The sequence below is a fragment of the Hydrogenophaga pseudoflava NBRC 102511 genome (assembly GCF_001592285.1).
Lineage (GTDB): Bacteria > Pseudomonadota > Gammaproteobacteria > Burkholderiales > Burkholderiaceae_C > Hydrogenophaga > Hydrogenophaga pseudoflava.
Genome location: NZ_BCWQ01000011.1, coordinates 34331 through 48649 on the forward strand (window position 1 = coordinate 34331; position 14319 = coordinate 48649).

At 69.6% G+C, this 14319-nt stretch carries 15 protein-coding genes; 6 read left to right on the forward strand and 9 right to left on the reverse strand.

Features of this window, described 5'->3' with window-relative positions:
- Positions 1 to 30 precede the first annotated feature (30 nt).
- Together tgt and HPS01S_RS14160 are read left to right on the forward strand one after the other, a co-directional pair.
- Positions 31 to 1197 carry a tRNA guanosine(34) transglycosylase Tgt gene (gene tgt, locus HPS01S_RS14155; RefSeq protein ID WP_066157295.1) on the forward strand — a complete coding sequence of 389 codons (1167 nt, stop codon included), beginning with the start codon at positions 31 to 33 and terminating at the stop codon, positions 1195 to 1197.
- Between the two features lie 13 nt (positions 1198 to 1210).
- Complete coding sequence (locus HPS01S_RS14160; RefSeq protein ID WP_066157298.1) at positions 1211 to 2002, forward strand: YiiX/YebB-like N1pC/P60 family cysteine hydrolase; 792 nt, start codon at positions 1211 to 1213, stop codon at positions 2000 to 2002.
- A gap of 100 nt (positions 2003 to 2102) precedes the next feature.
- Here HPS01S_RS14160 and HPS01S_RS14165 read toward each other — a convergent pair whose 3' ends face one another.
- Positions 2103 to 2570 carry a hypothetical protein gene (locus tag HPS01S_RS14165; protein WP_255284217.1) on the reverse strand — a complete coding sequence of 156 codons (468 nt, stop codon included), beginning with the start codon at positions 2568 to 2570 and terminating at the stop codon, positions 2103 to 2105.
- Between the two features lie 111 nt (positions 2571 to 2681).
- Between HPS01S_RS14165 and HPS01S_RS14170 the strand changes: the two genes are divergently transcribed.
- Positions 2682 to 3857 (forward strand): MFS transporter, encoded by a 1176-nt coding sequence (locus tag HPS01S_RS14170; RefSeq protein WP_066157302.1) that lies wholly within the window; start codon positions 2682 to 2684, stop codon positions 3855 to 3857.
- Here the strand turns inward: HPS01S_RS14170 and HPS01S_RS14175 are convergent.
- Genes HPS01S_RS14175 through HPS01S_RS14190 form a run of 4 tightly spaced genes read right to left on the reverse strand, consistent with a single transcriptional unit; the run spans position 3757 to position 6689 of the window.
- The gene (locus HPS01S_RS14175; protein WP_066157305.1) at positions 3757 to 4914 is read right to left on the reverse strand and encodes a zinc ribbon domain-containing protein; all 1158 of its coding nucleotides are present in this window, start codon (positions 4912 to 4914) and stop codon (positions 3757 to 3759) included. The two genes, HPS01S_RS14170 and HPS01S_RS14175, sit on opposite strands and share 101 nt — an antisense overlap.
- Positions 4915 to 4960: 46 nt before the next feature.
- A complete protein-coding gene (locus tag HPS01S_RS14180) occupies positions 4961 to 5770 on the reverse strand; it encodes a DUF2145 domain-containing protein (RefSeq protein ID WP_066157308.1) in 810 nt (269 codons plus the stop codon).
- A 9-nt stretch (positions 5771 to 5779) separates the two neighbouring features.
- Positions 5780 to 6250, reverse strand: coding sequence for a hypothetical protein (locus HPS01S_RS14185; protein ID WP_066157311.1), 471 nt, complete (start codon positions 6248 to 6250; stop codon positions 5780 to 5782).
- A gap of 1 nt (position 6251) precedes the next feature.
- Positions 6252 to 6689 carry a YiaA/YiaB family inner membrane protein gene (locus HPS01S_RS14190; RefSeq protein WP_307174025.1) on the reverse strand — a complete coding sequence of 146 codons (438 nt, stop codon included), beginning with the start codon at positions 6687 to 6689 and terminating at the stop codon, positions 6252 to 6254.
- Between the two features lie 189 nt (positions 6690 to 6878).
- Between HPS01S_RS14190 and HPS01S_RS14195 the strand changes: the two genes are divergently transcribed.
- Complete coding sequence (locus HPS01S_RS14195) at positions 6879 to 7328, forward strand: hypothetical protein (protein WP_066157317.1); 450 nt, start codon at positions 6879 to 6881, stop codon at positions 7326 to 7328.
- A 32-nt stretch (positions 7329 to 7360) separates the two neighbouring features.
- On the opposite strand, the gene HPS01S_RS14200 is transcribed toward HPS01S_RS14195, so the two are convergent.
- Together HPS01S_RS14200 and HPS01S_RS21835 are read right to left on the reverse strand one after the other, a co-directional pair.
- On the reverse strand, positions 7361 to 9319 hold the full coding sequence (locus HPS01S_RS14200; protein WP_066157320.1) for an MFS transporter: 1959 nt from the start codon (positions 9317 to 9319) through the stop codon (positions 7361 to 7363).
- Positions 9320 to 9354: 35 nt separating this feature from the next.
- A complete protein-coding gene (locus HPS01S_RS21835) occupies positions 9355 to 10197 on the reverse strand; it encodes a hypothetical protein (protein ID WP_066157323.1) in 843 nt (280 codons plus the stop codon).
- A gap of 129 nt (positions 10198 to 10326) precedes the next feature.
- On the opposite strand from HPS01S_RS21835, the gene HPS01S_RS14210 reads away from it, so the two are divergent.
- A complete protein-coding gene (locus HPS01S_RS14210) occupies positions 10327 to 11058 on the forward strand; it encodes a helix-turn-helix domain-containing protein (RefSeq protein WP_066157731.1) in 732 nt (243 codons plus the stop codon).
- A 72-nt stretch (positions 11059 to 11130) separates the two neighbouring features.
- Positions 11131 to 11958 (forward strand): ProQ/FINO family protein, encoded by an 828-nt coding sequence (locus tag HPS01S_RS14215; protein WP_066157325.1) that lies wholly within the window; start codon positions 11131 to 11133, stop codon positions 11956 to 11958.
- Here HPS01S_RS14215 and HPS01S_RS14220 read toward each other — a convergent pair.
- Both HPS01S_RS14220 and HPS01S_RS14225 read right to left on the reverse strand, forming a co-directional pair.
- Positions 11939 to 13222 carry an FIST signal transduction protein gene (locus HPS01S_RS14220; protein WP_066157328.1) on the reverse strand — a complete coding sequence of 428 codons (1284 nt, stop codon included), beginning with the start codon at positions 13220 to 13222 and terminating at the stop codon, positions 11939 to 11941. The genes HPS01S_RS14215 and HPS01S_RS14220 overlap by 20 nt on opposite strands.
- Before the next feature lie 24 nt (positions 13223 to 13246).
- Complete coding sequence (locus HPS01S_RS14225; RefSeq protein WP_079364293.1) at positions 13247 to 14299, reverse strand: PhaM family polyhydroxyalkanoate granule multifunctional regulatory protein; 1053 nt, start codon at positions 14297 to 14299, stop codon at positions 13247 to 13249.
- Between the last annotated feature and the right edge of the window lie 20 nt (positions 14300 to 14319).

Sequence of the window (14319 nt, forward strand, 5' to 3'; positions counted from 1 at the left end):
ACTTCTGGAACGCTCGGCGACAATCGCCGGATGCTCCAGTTCGACGTTCTCAAGACCGAGGGCCACGCGCGCCGTGGCCGCCTCAGCCTCAACCACGGCGTGGTTGAGACCCCCATCTTCATGCCCGTGGGCACCTATGGCACCGTCAAGGGTGTCACGCCCGCGAGCCTGGAAGACATGGGCGCCCAGATCATCCTGGGCAACACCTTCCACCTCTGGATGCGCCCCGGCCGCGAGGTCATGGCCAGCTTCGGCGGCCTGCACGCGTTCGAGAAGTGGCACAAGCCCATCCTCACCGACTCGGGCGGCTTCCAGGTCTGGAGCCTGGGCGCGATGCGCAAGATCACCGAAGAAGGCGTGCATTTCGCCAGCCCTGTGAACGGTGACAAGCTGTTCATGTCGCCCGAGGTCAGCATGCAGATCCAGACCGGGCTGAACAGCGACATCGTCATGCAGCTCGACGAATGCACGCCCTACGAGACCAACGGCCACCTGACCACCGAGGCCGAAGCCCGCAAGAGCATGGAGATGAGCCGGCGCTGGGCCGTGCGCTCCAAGGATGAATTCGCGCGGCTGGAGAACCCCAACGCGCTGTTCGGCATCGTGCAGGGCGGCATGTTCGAACACCTGCGCCAGGAGTCGCTCGAAGCGCTGGTGGAGATGGACTTCCCCGGCTACGCCATCGGTGGCGTGAGCGTGGGCGAGCCCAAGGAGCAGATGCTGCAGATCATGGCGCACACGCCGCACCGCCTGCCGGCCAACAAGCCGCGCTACCTGATGGGCGTGGGCACGCCGGAGGACCTGGTCGAAGGCGTGGCCTGCGGCGTCGACATGTTCGACTGCGTCATGCCCACGCGCAACGCGCGCAACGGCACCCTGTTCACCCGCTACGGCGACCTGAAGATCCGCAACGCGCGCCACAAGACCGACCACCAGCCGCTGGACGCGACCTGCACCTGCTACGCCTGCGCCGGCAAGGCCGGCGTGAGCTGGGCCGACGGCGGGCGCGACGGCTTCAGCCGCGCCTACCTGCACCACCTCGACCGCTGCGGCGAGATGCTGGGCCCCATGCTCTCCACCATCCACAACCTGCACTACTACCTGAACCTGATGCAGGAGGTGCGCGCCTCGCTGGACGCCGGCCGCTTCGAGGCCTTCCGCCAGCAGTTCAAGTCCGACCGCGCGCGCGGCGTCTGACCCGTCGCCATCCATGACGCACCGTCTGCTTCGGGTCCTCTCCACTGCGCTGGCCCTGGTCCTGGCCGGCTGCGCCACCCACGTCGACCTGGCGCCCGACGAAGGCCAGCCCGCGCTGCGCGTGCAGCAGCGGCTGGCGCTCACACCCAGCAACGGCGGCCTGCAGATCACGCCCGACGACCTGCGCGCGGGCGACATCGTGCTCAGCTCGACCCACAGCATCGTCTCGATGGGCGTGCGCCTGATCACCGTGGCGCCGGTCAGCCACGCCGCGCTCTATCTGGGCGACGGCCAGTTCGTCGAGGCGGTCGGCTCGGGCGTGCGACTGCGCAGCACCCAGGAGTACATGGACGGCGAATCGACCATCGTCGCCTTCCGCCATCCAGGCGTTGGCGACGAACAGGTCGCTGCCCTCAACGCCTTCGCCCGGCAGCACGCCGGCAAGAAGTACAACACCGCCGGCATCGTGCTGCAGGCGCCCTTCAGCATCGGACGGCAGTACTGCGAACTGCCGCTGATTCCCGGCCTGGTGCGCGACTACTGCATCCGCGGGCTGGCGGCGATCCAGCTCGGCGCCGTCAAGAACGACCGCTTCTTCTGCTCGCAGTTCGTGCTCGAAGCCTACCGCCACGCCAGGCTGCCGCTGACCACCGCCGACCCGCGCCTGATCAGCCCGGCCGACCTGCTGCACATGCGCGAGGGCGACGTGCCCTCGGTGCGCACCGAGCAGGCGCTGCAATACGTCGGCCACCTCAAGACAGCGCCCATGCCGTCCGATGAGATGGCCGTCGGCCTGGCCGACTGAGCGCCTCCAGGCGGTCAGTGGCGAGCCGCCGCCGGGCCGCCCCAAGGCGGATCAGCCCCCTCGGGGGGCAGCGACCCGCGAAGCGGTGGAGCGTGAGGGCTCACGAACCAATATGCATGCTGAAAAGTGCGCCGCTGGACAGGCGACAGGTGCCTGAGCCCAGCGTGGCCGAGTTCATGGTGTAGGCGCAGGTGATGTAGCCGCCACGGTTACCGGCACCGTTCGCCAGCCCTTCGCGGCTGGAGCCAGCCTTGCGGGTGGCCTCGCCCGAGAACGACTCACCGCCGATCACCGTGGAAAAGGTGCCACGGCCCTGCAGATCGTTGGTGACGGTCGCGCTGATGACCCCGTGACCGCTGGCCAGCTCGTTGGCCGGATAGAGTCGGGCCTGGAAGCTAAGGGGCAACGCGGGCGCCACCGCGGCGGCCGCCTGGGGTGGCGGCACCGCTTGCCCGGTGCGCGGATCGATGGGCACCACGTAGCAGGCGGCGAGTGTGGACACGGCGGCAACGGCGCCCAGCCAACCGGCCGGGCGGCGCCACGAACGAACAACAGAGGAGATATCCATGTGGATCCTTCAGGCCCAAGCACATGCTTGTGCGGCGATCCTGCGTGACCACTGTCAAGAAACCACTGTCTTCCGGTGAAGAACCGTGAACCGGCACCGGCGGCATCACCCATGAATACCCAGTCCTTCGTTCCCCGTCACGTCCTGCCCGTGCTGGTGCTGGCGCAATTCGCCGGCACCTCGCTCTGGTTCGCGGTCAATGCGGTCATGCCCGACCTGCAGCGCGCCTTCGGCTGGCCCGCCACCGCCGTCGGCACCCTGACATCGGCGCTGCAGGCCGGCTTCATCGCCGGCACCCTGGTGTTCGCGCTGCTGGCGATTGCCGACCGCTTTCCGCCGCGCCGCGTGTTCCTGGTCTGCGCGCTGGCCGGCGCGGGCTGCACCGTCGGCGCGTGGGCCATGGTCTCGGACTTCGGCGCGCTGCTGGCCTGGCGCTTTGCCACCGGCTTCTTCCTCGCGGGCATCTACCCGGTCGGCATGAAGATCGCCGCGCAGTGGTACACGCGCGGCCTCGGGCCGGCGCTGGGCCTGCTGATCGGCGCGCTTGTGCTCGGCTCGGCCAGCGCCCACGCGCTGCGCGCGCTCGGCGACACGCTGCCCTGGCCCACGCTGATGCTGGGCGTGGCGGCGCTGGCGGCCGCGGGTGGGGTGTCGCTCTACACGCTGCTGCCCGACCCGCCCGGCGCGGTGGCGCGTGTGACCACGCTGCAGTGGCGCGCGCTCGCCACCATCGTCACCGACGCGCGGGTGCGCAGTTCGGTGCTCGGCTATTTCGGCCACATGTGGGAGCTGTACACGCTGTGGGTGCTGATGCCGTTGATCCTCGCGACGCGGCTGCAAGGCACCACGCTGTCGTGGACCGCCTTCGCCATGCTGGGCGCCGGCGTGCTGGGCTGCGTCGGTGGCGGCTGGCTGGCGCCGCGCTTCGGCAGCGCCCGCGTGGCCGGCGTGCAACTGGCCATCAGCGGCCTGTGCTGTGTCCTGGCGCCGGTGCTGATCGGCGCGCCCGATGCGCTGTTCTACGGCTGGCTGCTGGTCTGGGGCATCACCGTCTCGGGCGACTCGCCGCAGTTCTCCACACTGACCGCGCGCAACGCGCCGCCGCAGGCGGTGGGCAGCGTGCTGACGCTGACCAACAGCATCGGTTTTGCCATCAGCATCGCCAGCATCCTGCTGTTCGTCGAACTCACGCGGACGGTGCCGCTGGGCTGGCTGCTGACAGGGCTGGCGCTGGGTCCGGCGCTGGGCCTGTGGGCGCTGCGGCCGCTGCTGCGGGAGCGGGCGTGAGACCGGCATCCGGCGCGTCGCCCCGGCGGGCCTCGGTGCCGCAGGCGAAGCAGTAGCGCGCGAACGCGCTCTTGCGCGTGCTGCAGTGGCCGCAGCGGTCGAACAGGCACAGGCCGCAGTGCGGACAGAAGTCGGTCTTGCCGTCCTTGAGGTCGACCGCGCGCTCGCAGCCGGGGCAGACGTTCTTGGCCAGCCGCGCCTGTGCCAGGTCGTAGTCCATCTCCTTGCGGCGCTGCGTGTCCGGCAGCGCCTCCACCGCCTTCTGCCGCTCCAGGTAACGCTGCAGCGCAGCGATGGCGTAGCGCCCGCCGATCACCGTGAGCACGATGCCCACGATGTAGCGCACATAGCCGCCGTAGCTCGGCAGGTAGGGCACCAGCTCGACGAAGAACGCGAACAGCGCGAAGAAGATGAAGCCCCAGACGAAGGGCCAGGACGATCCCTTGCGGTGCTTCTTGAACAGCCAGCCGGCCACCGCCAGCAGCGGCAGCGTGAGCGCCAACCGGTAGCCGAACACGCGCAGCTCCTGCGCGCGCTGTTCCTCCATGTAGGTGTCCCGCGCCGCATCTTCCAGGCTGCTCAGCTCGGCCTGCGCACGCTGCTGCGCCTGGCGCGCGTCCAGCGCCACCTGCTGCTGCTTCTCCACCGCCGCGAACGCATCGCGCTCGGCCTTGCGCAGGCCATCGAGCTCGCGCGTGCGCTGCAGCACCTCCTCGTCCTGTTCGGCGCGCTGCGTCACGCTGCGCGTGGCCAGCCAGTTGTCAAAGGTCTCGCGCGCGGCGCGGTTGTCGGCACGCGCGGTCTGCAGCTTCAGCTGCGCCTGCTCCAGCGCGGCCTGCGCCTCTTCGGCGGCCTTCTCGGCGGTCTTGATGGACTCCTTGAGCACAGGCGTGCGCTGCGGGTCCATGAAGTCTTCCAGCGAGCGCGTCTGCTCCACCTGCGGCAGGTCGCCGACGATGGTGCTGCCCAGGCCGGTGAGGAACCAGGCGAACAGGAAGGCCACCAGCCAGAGGCCGCGGCGGAACCATTTTTCGGACAGGCGCAAGGATTTGCTCATGGTGTTTCCCTCGATGGTTTTGTGTTGAAGGTGATTGTGGACCCGCTCACAGCGCGAGCCGCTGCGGCGCCGAGCCCAGGCCGCTGCGCGCCAGCCAGTCGAGCACCGAGTCCACCGTCACGGTCTCGATGCGGTCAGAAAAGCGCTTCTCGTTCGGGTGGTCGTCGAAGCGGATGTGGGCCGAACCGGCGCTCGCGCCCAGCCGCTTCAGCGGCCCCAGGCGCAGCGTGCTCGGCTGGTAGCCCTTGAAGCCCAGCCAGGCCTGCGCCTGCGCACGGGTGGTGACACCCGGCTCGGCGGCCATGGCCATGGTTTCAATCGCCCACTGGTTGGACTGCTGGTAGCGCGTGCCCCAGGCGTAGGCCACCATGTTGTAGTCGCGCTCGTGCAGGCGCAGGCTGCGGCCTCGGTCGTTCAGCAGCGCGTACAGCGGCGCCTGCAGCTGGGGCGCCGGCACCGACCACACCGCCTCGTGGCGCCAGAGGTCGTCCAGGAAGAACTCGCCCAGGCCCTGGCGGTAGATCGAGCCGGTGGCCGTGCCGCACTGGTTGAGCCTGTGCAGCACCCGCCACGGCCCCTCCGGTGTCTTGTAGGCCCAGCCCAGGTGCGAGTAGCGCAGCTGGTACTTGGAGAGGTCCTGCCCCGCGCGGCCCAGCACCACGACCCGCGCGCCACTGCGCGCGAACTCTGCGTCCAGCGCCTGCGCCGTGCGCTGGGCCAGCTCCAGACCCTGGGTCAGCGTCTGCGGCGTCAGCGGGCGCTGCTCGCAGGAGCGGCCGGCGTGGGCGGTGGTGGCGCCGAGCAGCAGCACGGCGATGGCCAGCGCATGGGGAGCCACATTCAGTGTCTTCTTCATGGTCGGGCCTCAGTAAGTCAGCCGTTCGTTGTGCAACAACGCGCGGCCCAGCTCGTTCGGGATGAAGCACAGCACCTCACCCGCTGCCGACAGCACCACGCCCGCGCCGATCACGCTCACGGCCACCGCCGCGCCCACACCAGCCACCACACCCGAGGCCGCTCGCCCGCTCAGCTCCAGACTGACCCGCGCACCGTCGGACGCCCGCTCCAGCACGATCACCGTACCGCGCGCCGACACCTCGACCGCCTTCACCACCAGCACCGCGCCACTGACGGCCAGCGCCGCCGGCACGGCACTCACCGCCGCCGCACCGGCCACCGCACTGCCCGCGACCGCCGCCCCGGCACCCACCACCGACGCCACCGGCAGGGCCGACAGCACCAGCGAGGCCTCGCTCTGCGCCCGCGCCGGGGCGCTCACCAGGGCCGCGCTCAGGCTGGCGGCCAGCAGCAACTGTTTGAAGAAAACGCGGCTCATCTCATTGCTCCTCGGCAGCGGCCGTGACACGGCGGGTTTCGATCAGGTCGGCCTCGTGGCGGTCGCGCAGCGTCTTGGCCAGCGTGAACGCCGAGGTCACCAGGTAGAGCCAGCTCACGCCCAGGTAGGCCTTGTAGGTCTCGTCGATCTGCATGCGCAGCAGGCCCCAGAGCGTCAGGCCCATCGCCACGGCAAAACCGCCCCAGACCACGAAGCGCCACATCGGCGTCTCGGCCTCACCGGTCCGCTGGGCCTTCTGCTGGTCGCGCACGGCCTTGGCCAGCACGAACACAGTCGACAGGCAGAACACATAGCCCATCACCATGAACGCCCGGTCCAGCGCCTGGCCCGGCAGGTACGCCAGACCCGTGGCGCAGAGAAAGACTGCCAGCCCGAACGAGACCCAGACCTGGAGCTGCCAGGCGCGGGTGTCGCGCATCACGATGAGGGGAGAACGGGAACCGCTGACCATGTGAAACCTCGGTGGGTTGTTGAACACGGGGCGGATGGTGGGGCGGGCTTCTGGGTTGGGCTCTGCATTTGATCCGCGGCATCAATGCAAGGTCCTGTGGGTACTGCCCATCGATACCCGTGGACCTGTGAGTGCCACGCAAAGAATGGTGAAGAGATGGGTATCCTCTACCGATCAACGACGAATGCCTTGCCGATGCGCGCCATCGAACTGATTCCCCTCCCAGTCCCCTTTCGGGACGACGCTGTGAAAGTCACTGGCGTTCATTGGTGCGACAACGCTCCTACGCACATCGCAGTGCATTCGCGACGATCCGGTCGCCAGGCAACGGTCGAGTTTCAGGACGCGGAGGGCGTCCGGATTCTTGGAGAGCTCGATCTGGCCGGATTTTGGTTGGGTACTGACCCTGCCACGCTGAAAACCACCTGGCTGTTTGAAGTGCGAGCGGGTGGCTGGTTTGATCTGGAGGCTCAGCGCGACGACTTCTACACAAAGCATGAAGCCCCGACTCGGGAGTTTCTGATCGCTGGCTACCAGGAGTGCGTTTCCATCTTCTCAAGGCTCGGACCTGTGGTCATCGAGATCGAGGCAGCAACGAGCGGGTAGCCAGAGTAGGTCTGGGCTAACCCGCGTTCGTCTCAAACCCGCATCAACCCCGCCACCCGCTCCCGCAACCCCTCCGGCGTCACCCGCTCCGCCGGCACCGCATCCCCCACGTTCAGCCCCACCCGGTTGAACAGCCCGCGCCGGAACGGTTTGACCATCGCGGTCGGCTGGCCGCCGCTGAGTTCGATGCGGCTGAAGTAGGAGCCCCATAGGTTGGTGAGCGCCATGGGGATCACCTTCACGTCCTGCACGCCATCCGCCTGCGCCGTTTCGAGGATCTTCATGATCCCGCCCTTGAAGGGTTGCAGCGTGCCGTCTTTGGTGATCGCGCCTTCGGGGAAGATGCCCAGCAGGTCGCCTTCGCGCAGCACCTGGGCCGACTCTCGGAACGCGGCTTCGTAGGCAGCCGGGTCCTCCTTCTGCGGCGCGACGGGGATGGCCTTGGCCAGCTTGAACAGCCAGCCCAGCACCGGCACCTTGAAGATGCGGTGGTCCATCACGAAGCGGATCGGGCGCGGGCTGGCGGCCATGAGCAGCACGGCGTCGACGAAGCTGACGTGGTTGCACACCAGCACCGCAGCGCCTTCGGTCGGGATGTTCAGGTCGCCGGTGACCTTGAAGCGGTAGACGAAGCGCGAGGCGATCCAGGCCACGAAGCGCAGCAGGTACTCGGGCACCAGCATGAAGATGTAGAACGCCACCACCGCGTTGGCCAGGCCGATGATGAGGAACAGCTCGCTGATGGAAAAGCCCGCGCTCAGCAGCGCGCCGGCCAGCAGCGAGCTGGCGATCATGAACAGCGCGTTGAGGATGTTGTTGGCCGCGATGATGCGGGCGCGGTGCGTGGGCTGGCTGCGCATCTGGATCAGCGCGTACATCGGCACGCTGTAGATGCCCGCGAACAGCGAGAGCAGCGCCAGGTCGGCCAGCACGCGCCAGTGCGCCGCTTCGCCCAGGAACTGGCCGAGCGTGAGCGACACGGTGTGCGGTGGCAGGCCGCGCGAGGCGAAGTAGAGGTCGACCGAGAACACGGTCATGCCGATCGCGCCCATCGGCACCAGGCCGATCTCCACATGGCGGCGGCTCAGGATCTCGCACAGCAGTGCGCCCACGCCGATGCCCACCGAGAACACCACCAGCAGCAGCGAGGCGACCTGTTCGTTGCCGTGCAGCGTGTCGCGCGCGAAGGCCGGGAAGTTGGCCAGGAACACCGCGCCAAAGAACCACATCCAGCTGATGCCCAGCAGCGAACGGAACACGACCACGTTGCCGTGCGCGAGCTTGAGGTTGCGCCAGGTTTCGGTGAACGGGTTCCAGTTGATCCGCAGCGCCGGGTCGGTGGCGGGCGAGACCGGCACGGCCTGCGCCAGCACACGCCCCAGCAGGGCCAGCAGCAGGCAGGCCGCGGCCACATAGCTCGGGCCGACCAGGGGCAGCGCGATCAGCAGGCCGCCCGCGACGTTGCCCAGCAGGATGGCGACGAAGGTGCCCATCTCGACCATGCCGTTGCCGCCCGTGAGTTCGCGCTCGTTCAGGTGCTGCGGCAGGTAGGCGAACTTGACCGGACCGAACAGCGTGGAGTGCAGGCCCATGAGGAAGACGCAGCCCAGCAGCACCGGCACGTTCTGCTGCATGAAGCCCCAGCCGGCCAGCAGCATGATGGCGATCTCCAGGTTCTTCACGAAGCGGATCAGCACCTCCTTGGGGTACTTGTCCGCCAGCTGGCCGCTGGTGGCGGAGAACAGCAGGAAGGGCAGGATGAAGAGTGCGCCGATGACCAGGCCGGCCATCGAGGCCGGCAGCCACTGCACCTGCAGCTGGTAGGTCACCAGCACGGTGAAGGCGAACTTGAAGACGTTGTCGTTGCCCGCGCCCAGGAACTGCACCCAGAAGAAGGGGCCGAATCGGCGTTGCGTGAGCAGGGCGAACTGGTTGCTGTGTGCGGCGTGTGCGCCGGTGTCGGCGCTCATCGCCGCTTGCGGGGTGGACATTCGGGTCTCCTCCTGTGGGGTCCTGCGGGTGGGGTTCACGCGGCGCGGCCCGCTGCATTCTGCCGCAGGCCGTCCGGAGATCCGCCCTCGCGTCCAGGCACCAGCGCGGCGATGACGGGCCAGGCCGCCAGGGCCGCGACCAGGTGCTTGAGGCTGTGGCCAGAAACCGCGCCGGCGGTCGCACGGAACATGGCTTCGTCGCCCAGCTCCAGCAGCTTGGCCAGCGCGTACAGGCCGATCAGGGCGCCCAGGCGGATGCCGATGGCGCCCGCGACCGGCGTGAGCAGCGCCAGCCGGACGATGAGCGCCATGCCGCCGAACTGCAGCACGGCCCAGGGCAGGACGTTGCCGTTGGACGCTGGCAGGATGGCCGAGAGCAGCGCCAGCGGCAGCAGCACGCGCAGCGCCTGCCGCGCCGGCACCTGGCCCACGCGTTCGGCCACCGCCATCGCGAGCGCACCGGCAAAGGTCACCGCCATGCCGAGGCGGTCCCAGACCAGGCCAGCGGGGTCGGGCGCCCAGTGGTACCAAGCCGAGCCAAGGCCGGTGACCAGCAGACCCACGAAGAACACCCGGGCTGCCTGCCGCGTTGCGGCGGGCCGCGCGCGGCGCCGCATGACCAGCAGGCCCCAGAGGCCCGCCAGCGCCAGCGGGGCGTTGGTCAGCACGTCCATCGCGTTCGGAACACCCAGCAGGATGCGCGCATCGACGAAGGGGTGGCCGTGTGCGTGCAGCTGCGCATGGCCGTGGGCGTTGAGCGCGAGGCCCAGCGCCTCGGCCAGCGCAGGGCCGGCGGTCAGCGCAATCAGCCAGAGCAGCAGCAGGGCGGCGGCCCAGCGCCCGAAGGCGGGAGAGGGAGCAACGGCGGGAAGGCGCATGGAAGGACACTCGTGGGTCGGTGGAACGGCGGGCGCAGTGTCCCGGCCGACCCCTCAGATCAGGGCGCACCGTGCGATACAGTGGCCGTCCTCTTCACCACCGGTATCGCCATGCGGTACCCGCACCGCATGAGCACCACCCTCGACCTCGTCGCCACCATCAAGAAGGAACTCAAGGCCGCGCAGATGACCTACGCCGACCTGGCGCAGGCCCTCGGCATGGCCGAGTCGAGCGTCAAGCGCATGCTGGCCAAGGGCGACATGTCGCTCTCGCGGGTGGACGAGATCTGCCGCGCGCTCAAGATCGACTTCGCCGAACTGGCGCGCCGCGTGGCCGATGCGCAGCCGCTGCTCAAGGAGATGACGGCCGAGCAGGAGCGCGCCGTGGTGGCCGACAAGAAGCTGCTGCTGGTGGCGATCTGCGTGCTCAGCCAGTGGACGCTGGAGCAGATCACCGCGGCCTACCGGCTGAGCGAGGCCGAGTGCGTGAAGTACCTCGCGCAGCTGGACCGCATCGGCATCATCGAGCTGCGCCCGCTCAACCGCTACCGCCTCAAGCTGGCCAAGACCTTCCGCTGGCGCCCGCACGGCCCGGTGATGAACTACTTCCGCGAGCATGCCCTGCTGGACTATTTCGCAGGCGGCTTCGACGGCGCGGGCGAGGGCGTGATGCTGGTGCACGGCTCGGTCAGCCGCGCACTGGCGCCGGTGTTCCTTGAAAGACTGCAGAAGGTGGCGCAGGACTTCGCGCAGCAGCACCAGACCGACCAGAAGCTGGCGCAGAAGGACCGCGAGGGCTACACGCTGGTGCTGGCGATGCGCAGCTGGGAGTTCGAGGCCTTCAGTCGGCTGCGACGGTGAAGGCTGTCTTTGCCCGTGCTGGCATGATGTCGGGCTTGCCCGGAACCCGGGCTGTTTCATTTCTGCTTCGACATGACCGCTTCCGCCGACCACGACACGCCCGACAACGCCGCTGCGGCGCCCGCAGAAAGCCCTGCCACCCAGCCCCCCAGTGACGCCCGCCCGCCGCGCCGCAACGATCGGCCACGCGGCGGCCGCAATGGTGGCAATCAAGGCGGCCGCAACGGCGGTGGCCGGCGCCCGCAGGCCCCAGGAGCGGCCAGTGCCGAGCGTCCCGCCCAGGCGGCACCTGCGCGCCAGCACCCCGTGCTGGACCAGCTGGCCTCGCTCTGCCCGGTGCTGTTCGGCGAGACACCGCTGCCCCTCAAGCGCGGCATCTTTGAAGACCTGCTGGCCGCCCACCCCGGGGTGCTGGAGAAGGACAGCCTGAAGGCCGCGCTGGCGCTGCACGCGCGCTCCACCCGCTACCTCACGGTGATCGCCTCGGGCCAGCAGCGCCACGATCTCAGCGGCCAGCCGGTGGAGGCGCTGACGCCCGAGCAGGTGCACCACGCGCTGATCGAGGTGTTCCGCCGCCGCGGCGCGCGCAGTCGCGAGGACCTGCGCCCCAAGCTGCGCCAGCGCATCCTCAAGGCCTACGAGGCCTCGGGCCTCTCACCCGACGAGTACCTGCAGCGCGTGCATGGCCGCGACGAAGAGGTGAACCAGATCAGCCGCGACGCGCTGGCCGAGGTCAGCGCCCGCGCTGCCCGCGAAGACGCCCTGCTGCGCGCCTTCGAGGCCAGTGGCAAGGGCATCAACGAGTTTGCCGACATGTACGGCCTGCACGTGCTGGATGCCAACCGCTCGCTCGAACGCGCGCGGGCGCGTCAGGCAGCCGCTAAACCGCCGGCGCCGTGAACACCGTCAGCACACCGGTGTAACCGTAGAGCTGCTGGTGTGCGATCTCGCCGCCGGCGAAGAAGCCCACCAGCGGCACGTCGCCCAGCGCGCGGCGCACGATCTGCAGCTCGGCGCTGGGCGCCCCGAAGTGCAGCCCCCCACGGCCCGAGCAGCTGACGTAGAGGGCGCCGACGATGTGGCGCGCCGCCACCGGTTCGGGGTCGGCCGCCACCATGCTGGAGCCCATGCCCAGGGTCTCGGGCTCCAGTTCTTCGCGGATCTCGCTGCAGACGCGGATCAGGTCGGCGCGCGCTGCCTGCATGTGGCGCTCACAGAAGGCCAGCCGCGCGCCCAGCGGCGGGTGCTCGGCCACCGCCACGCCGTGGCGGGCCGGGTCCAGCCCGATGATGTGGCGCACCATGACCTCCGGGCCGAACTGGCCGCGCGCATGGCGCTGCGCGGGCGCATCGGCCAGCAGGTGCTGCGGCAGCGTGAGACCGACCAGGGTGCGGCGCAGCCGCTCCATCGCCTGCTGCGGCTGCGCCAGCGACACTCCCAGCTCGCGCAGCAGCACGTCCAGCGCGGGTTCGCCGTCGAGTTCCAGCACCAGGTTGCCCTCGACCGCGGTGATCGTGCGTTCGCGGTCGATCGGCTGCGCGCCCTGGGTCACGCGCGAGATCAGCTCCACCTCCGGACCGAAAGCCACACCGCTGATGCCGCCGCTGAACACCCCGCCCACCGCCCCCTGCCCCCGCAGGTGGCCGGCGCTGCTGGCGGCGAACTGCACGCTGGCCGAGCGGCTGCCCACCAGGCCACCGAAGACGTAACCCGACTGCGTGCGGTCGGCGACCTCGGCCACCAGCTCACCCAGGTCGTGCGCGCCCGGGTCGGCGTGCAGCAGCGCCGTGTGTGCGACGAAGCCCGACGGCTCGCTGCCGCTGGCCGGCAGCGGCGCGACACCGCTGAAGACGCGGTACTGGTCGGGGCTGAGGTCGCACAGCATGACCGCCAGCGCAGGCTCGTCGAAGTACTCGACGTTGTTGGCCGCGATGCCGACCCCCACGGTGCCGGACCAGTCGGTGACTTCTGGCAGCTCGGCACTCAGGTGGTCGAGGATGGCCTGCGCCTGGCCGGCGTAGTGGTCGGTGATGTAGAGCAGACCGAGCGACGGCGTGGCGGCGTAGGCTGGCAGGGCCATCTGCGCGCGCAGCTGGGCCAGCACCAGGGCCGCGGCCATGCGCCACTGCGGGTGGGTCGCGTGGGCGTAGGGAAACAGCTTCATGGCGGTGGCAGACCTTCCCGGAGTTCAGCGACGGCGCGGGGCCTTCTTGGCCGCGGTCTTGCGGACAGCGGTCTTCTTGGTCGCAGGGGCCTTGGCGGCGGGCGATTTTTTCGCGGCCGCACCGGACGCCGGCAGGAAGCCAGGGAAGAACGCGGTGGGCATGGGCCAGTCGCCCGCACCCAGGGGCTGTGTGGGCGCGGCAGGTGCAGCCTTCGTGGCTGGTTTCTTCGCGGCAACCTTCTTGGGTGCGGCGCGGCGGGCCTTCGGTGCGGGCTTTCTGGCGGCCGCCGGTTTGTCCGCCGCCGACGAGCCACCAGTGACGGCGCGCACCGCCGCCGAGCCCATGCCGGCCGCGCGGCCGACGGTGTCGCCCACCGAGCGGCCCGCCTTGGCGGCCATGCCCGTGGCGGTCTTGACCGCCTGCTCGGTCAACCCGCTGGCCACGTTGCGCGTGGCGTCCAGTGCGCCCTGCTTGGCCATGTCCTTCATCGCGGTGCTGGCGATCTGCTGGAACTGCTGCGACAGCGCGCCCCACCAGGCCATGGGATCGACCACGCCCGGCGCAGCATCGGCTGGCGGCGCAGCCTTGGCGGCGGGTTTGCGGGGTTTGGGCTGCGCGGCGGGCCCCGGAGCCGGTTCGGCCGCCTCGGACGGGGCGCCGGGGTTACCGTAGGTGCGCTCGGGAATCTCAAGCCCCGCGAACTGTGTCGGCACCTTGCCGGTAAGGCCCGACACCGTGTCGGCCGCCTTGAGCTTGAGCGCGTTGGCCACATCGCCGAGGTTGAAGTTCATCGCCTTGAGCGTGGCCAGCGACATCTTCTGCACCTCCAGCGCCTGGACGGTCGCGCCCAGGGCCTTGGCGTTCTGGTCCAGCCAGAACTGCACCGCCTTCAATTCCTCGATGCGCTTTTCCAGGTCCTCGACGTTGAAGGTCGGCGCCACCCAGTGGCCCAGGTTGGGCATCTGCGGCAGGCTCTTGCCCAGGCCCTCCGCGACGCCGCCGGCGGCCTGCCCCGCGAGGTTCTGCAGGAACTCGAAACCGGGGACGAACTTGCCGAATCCGCTGGTGTCGCTCATGGCGGTCTCCTGGTGGAACA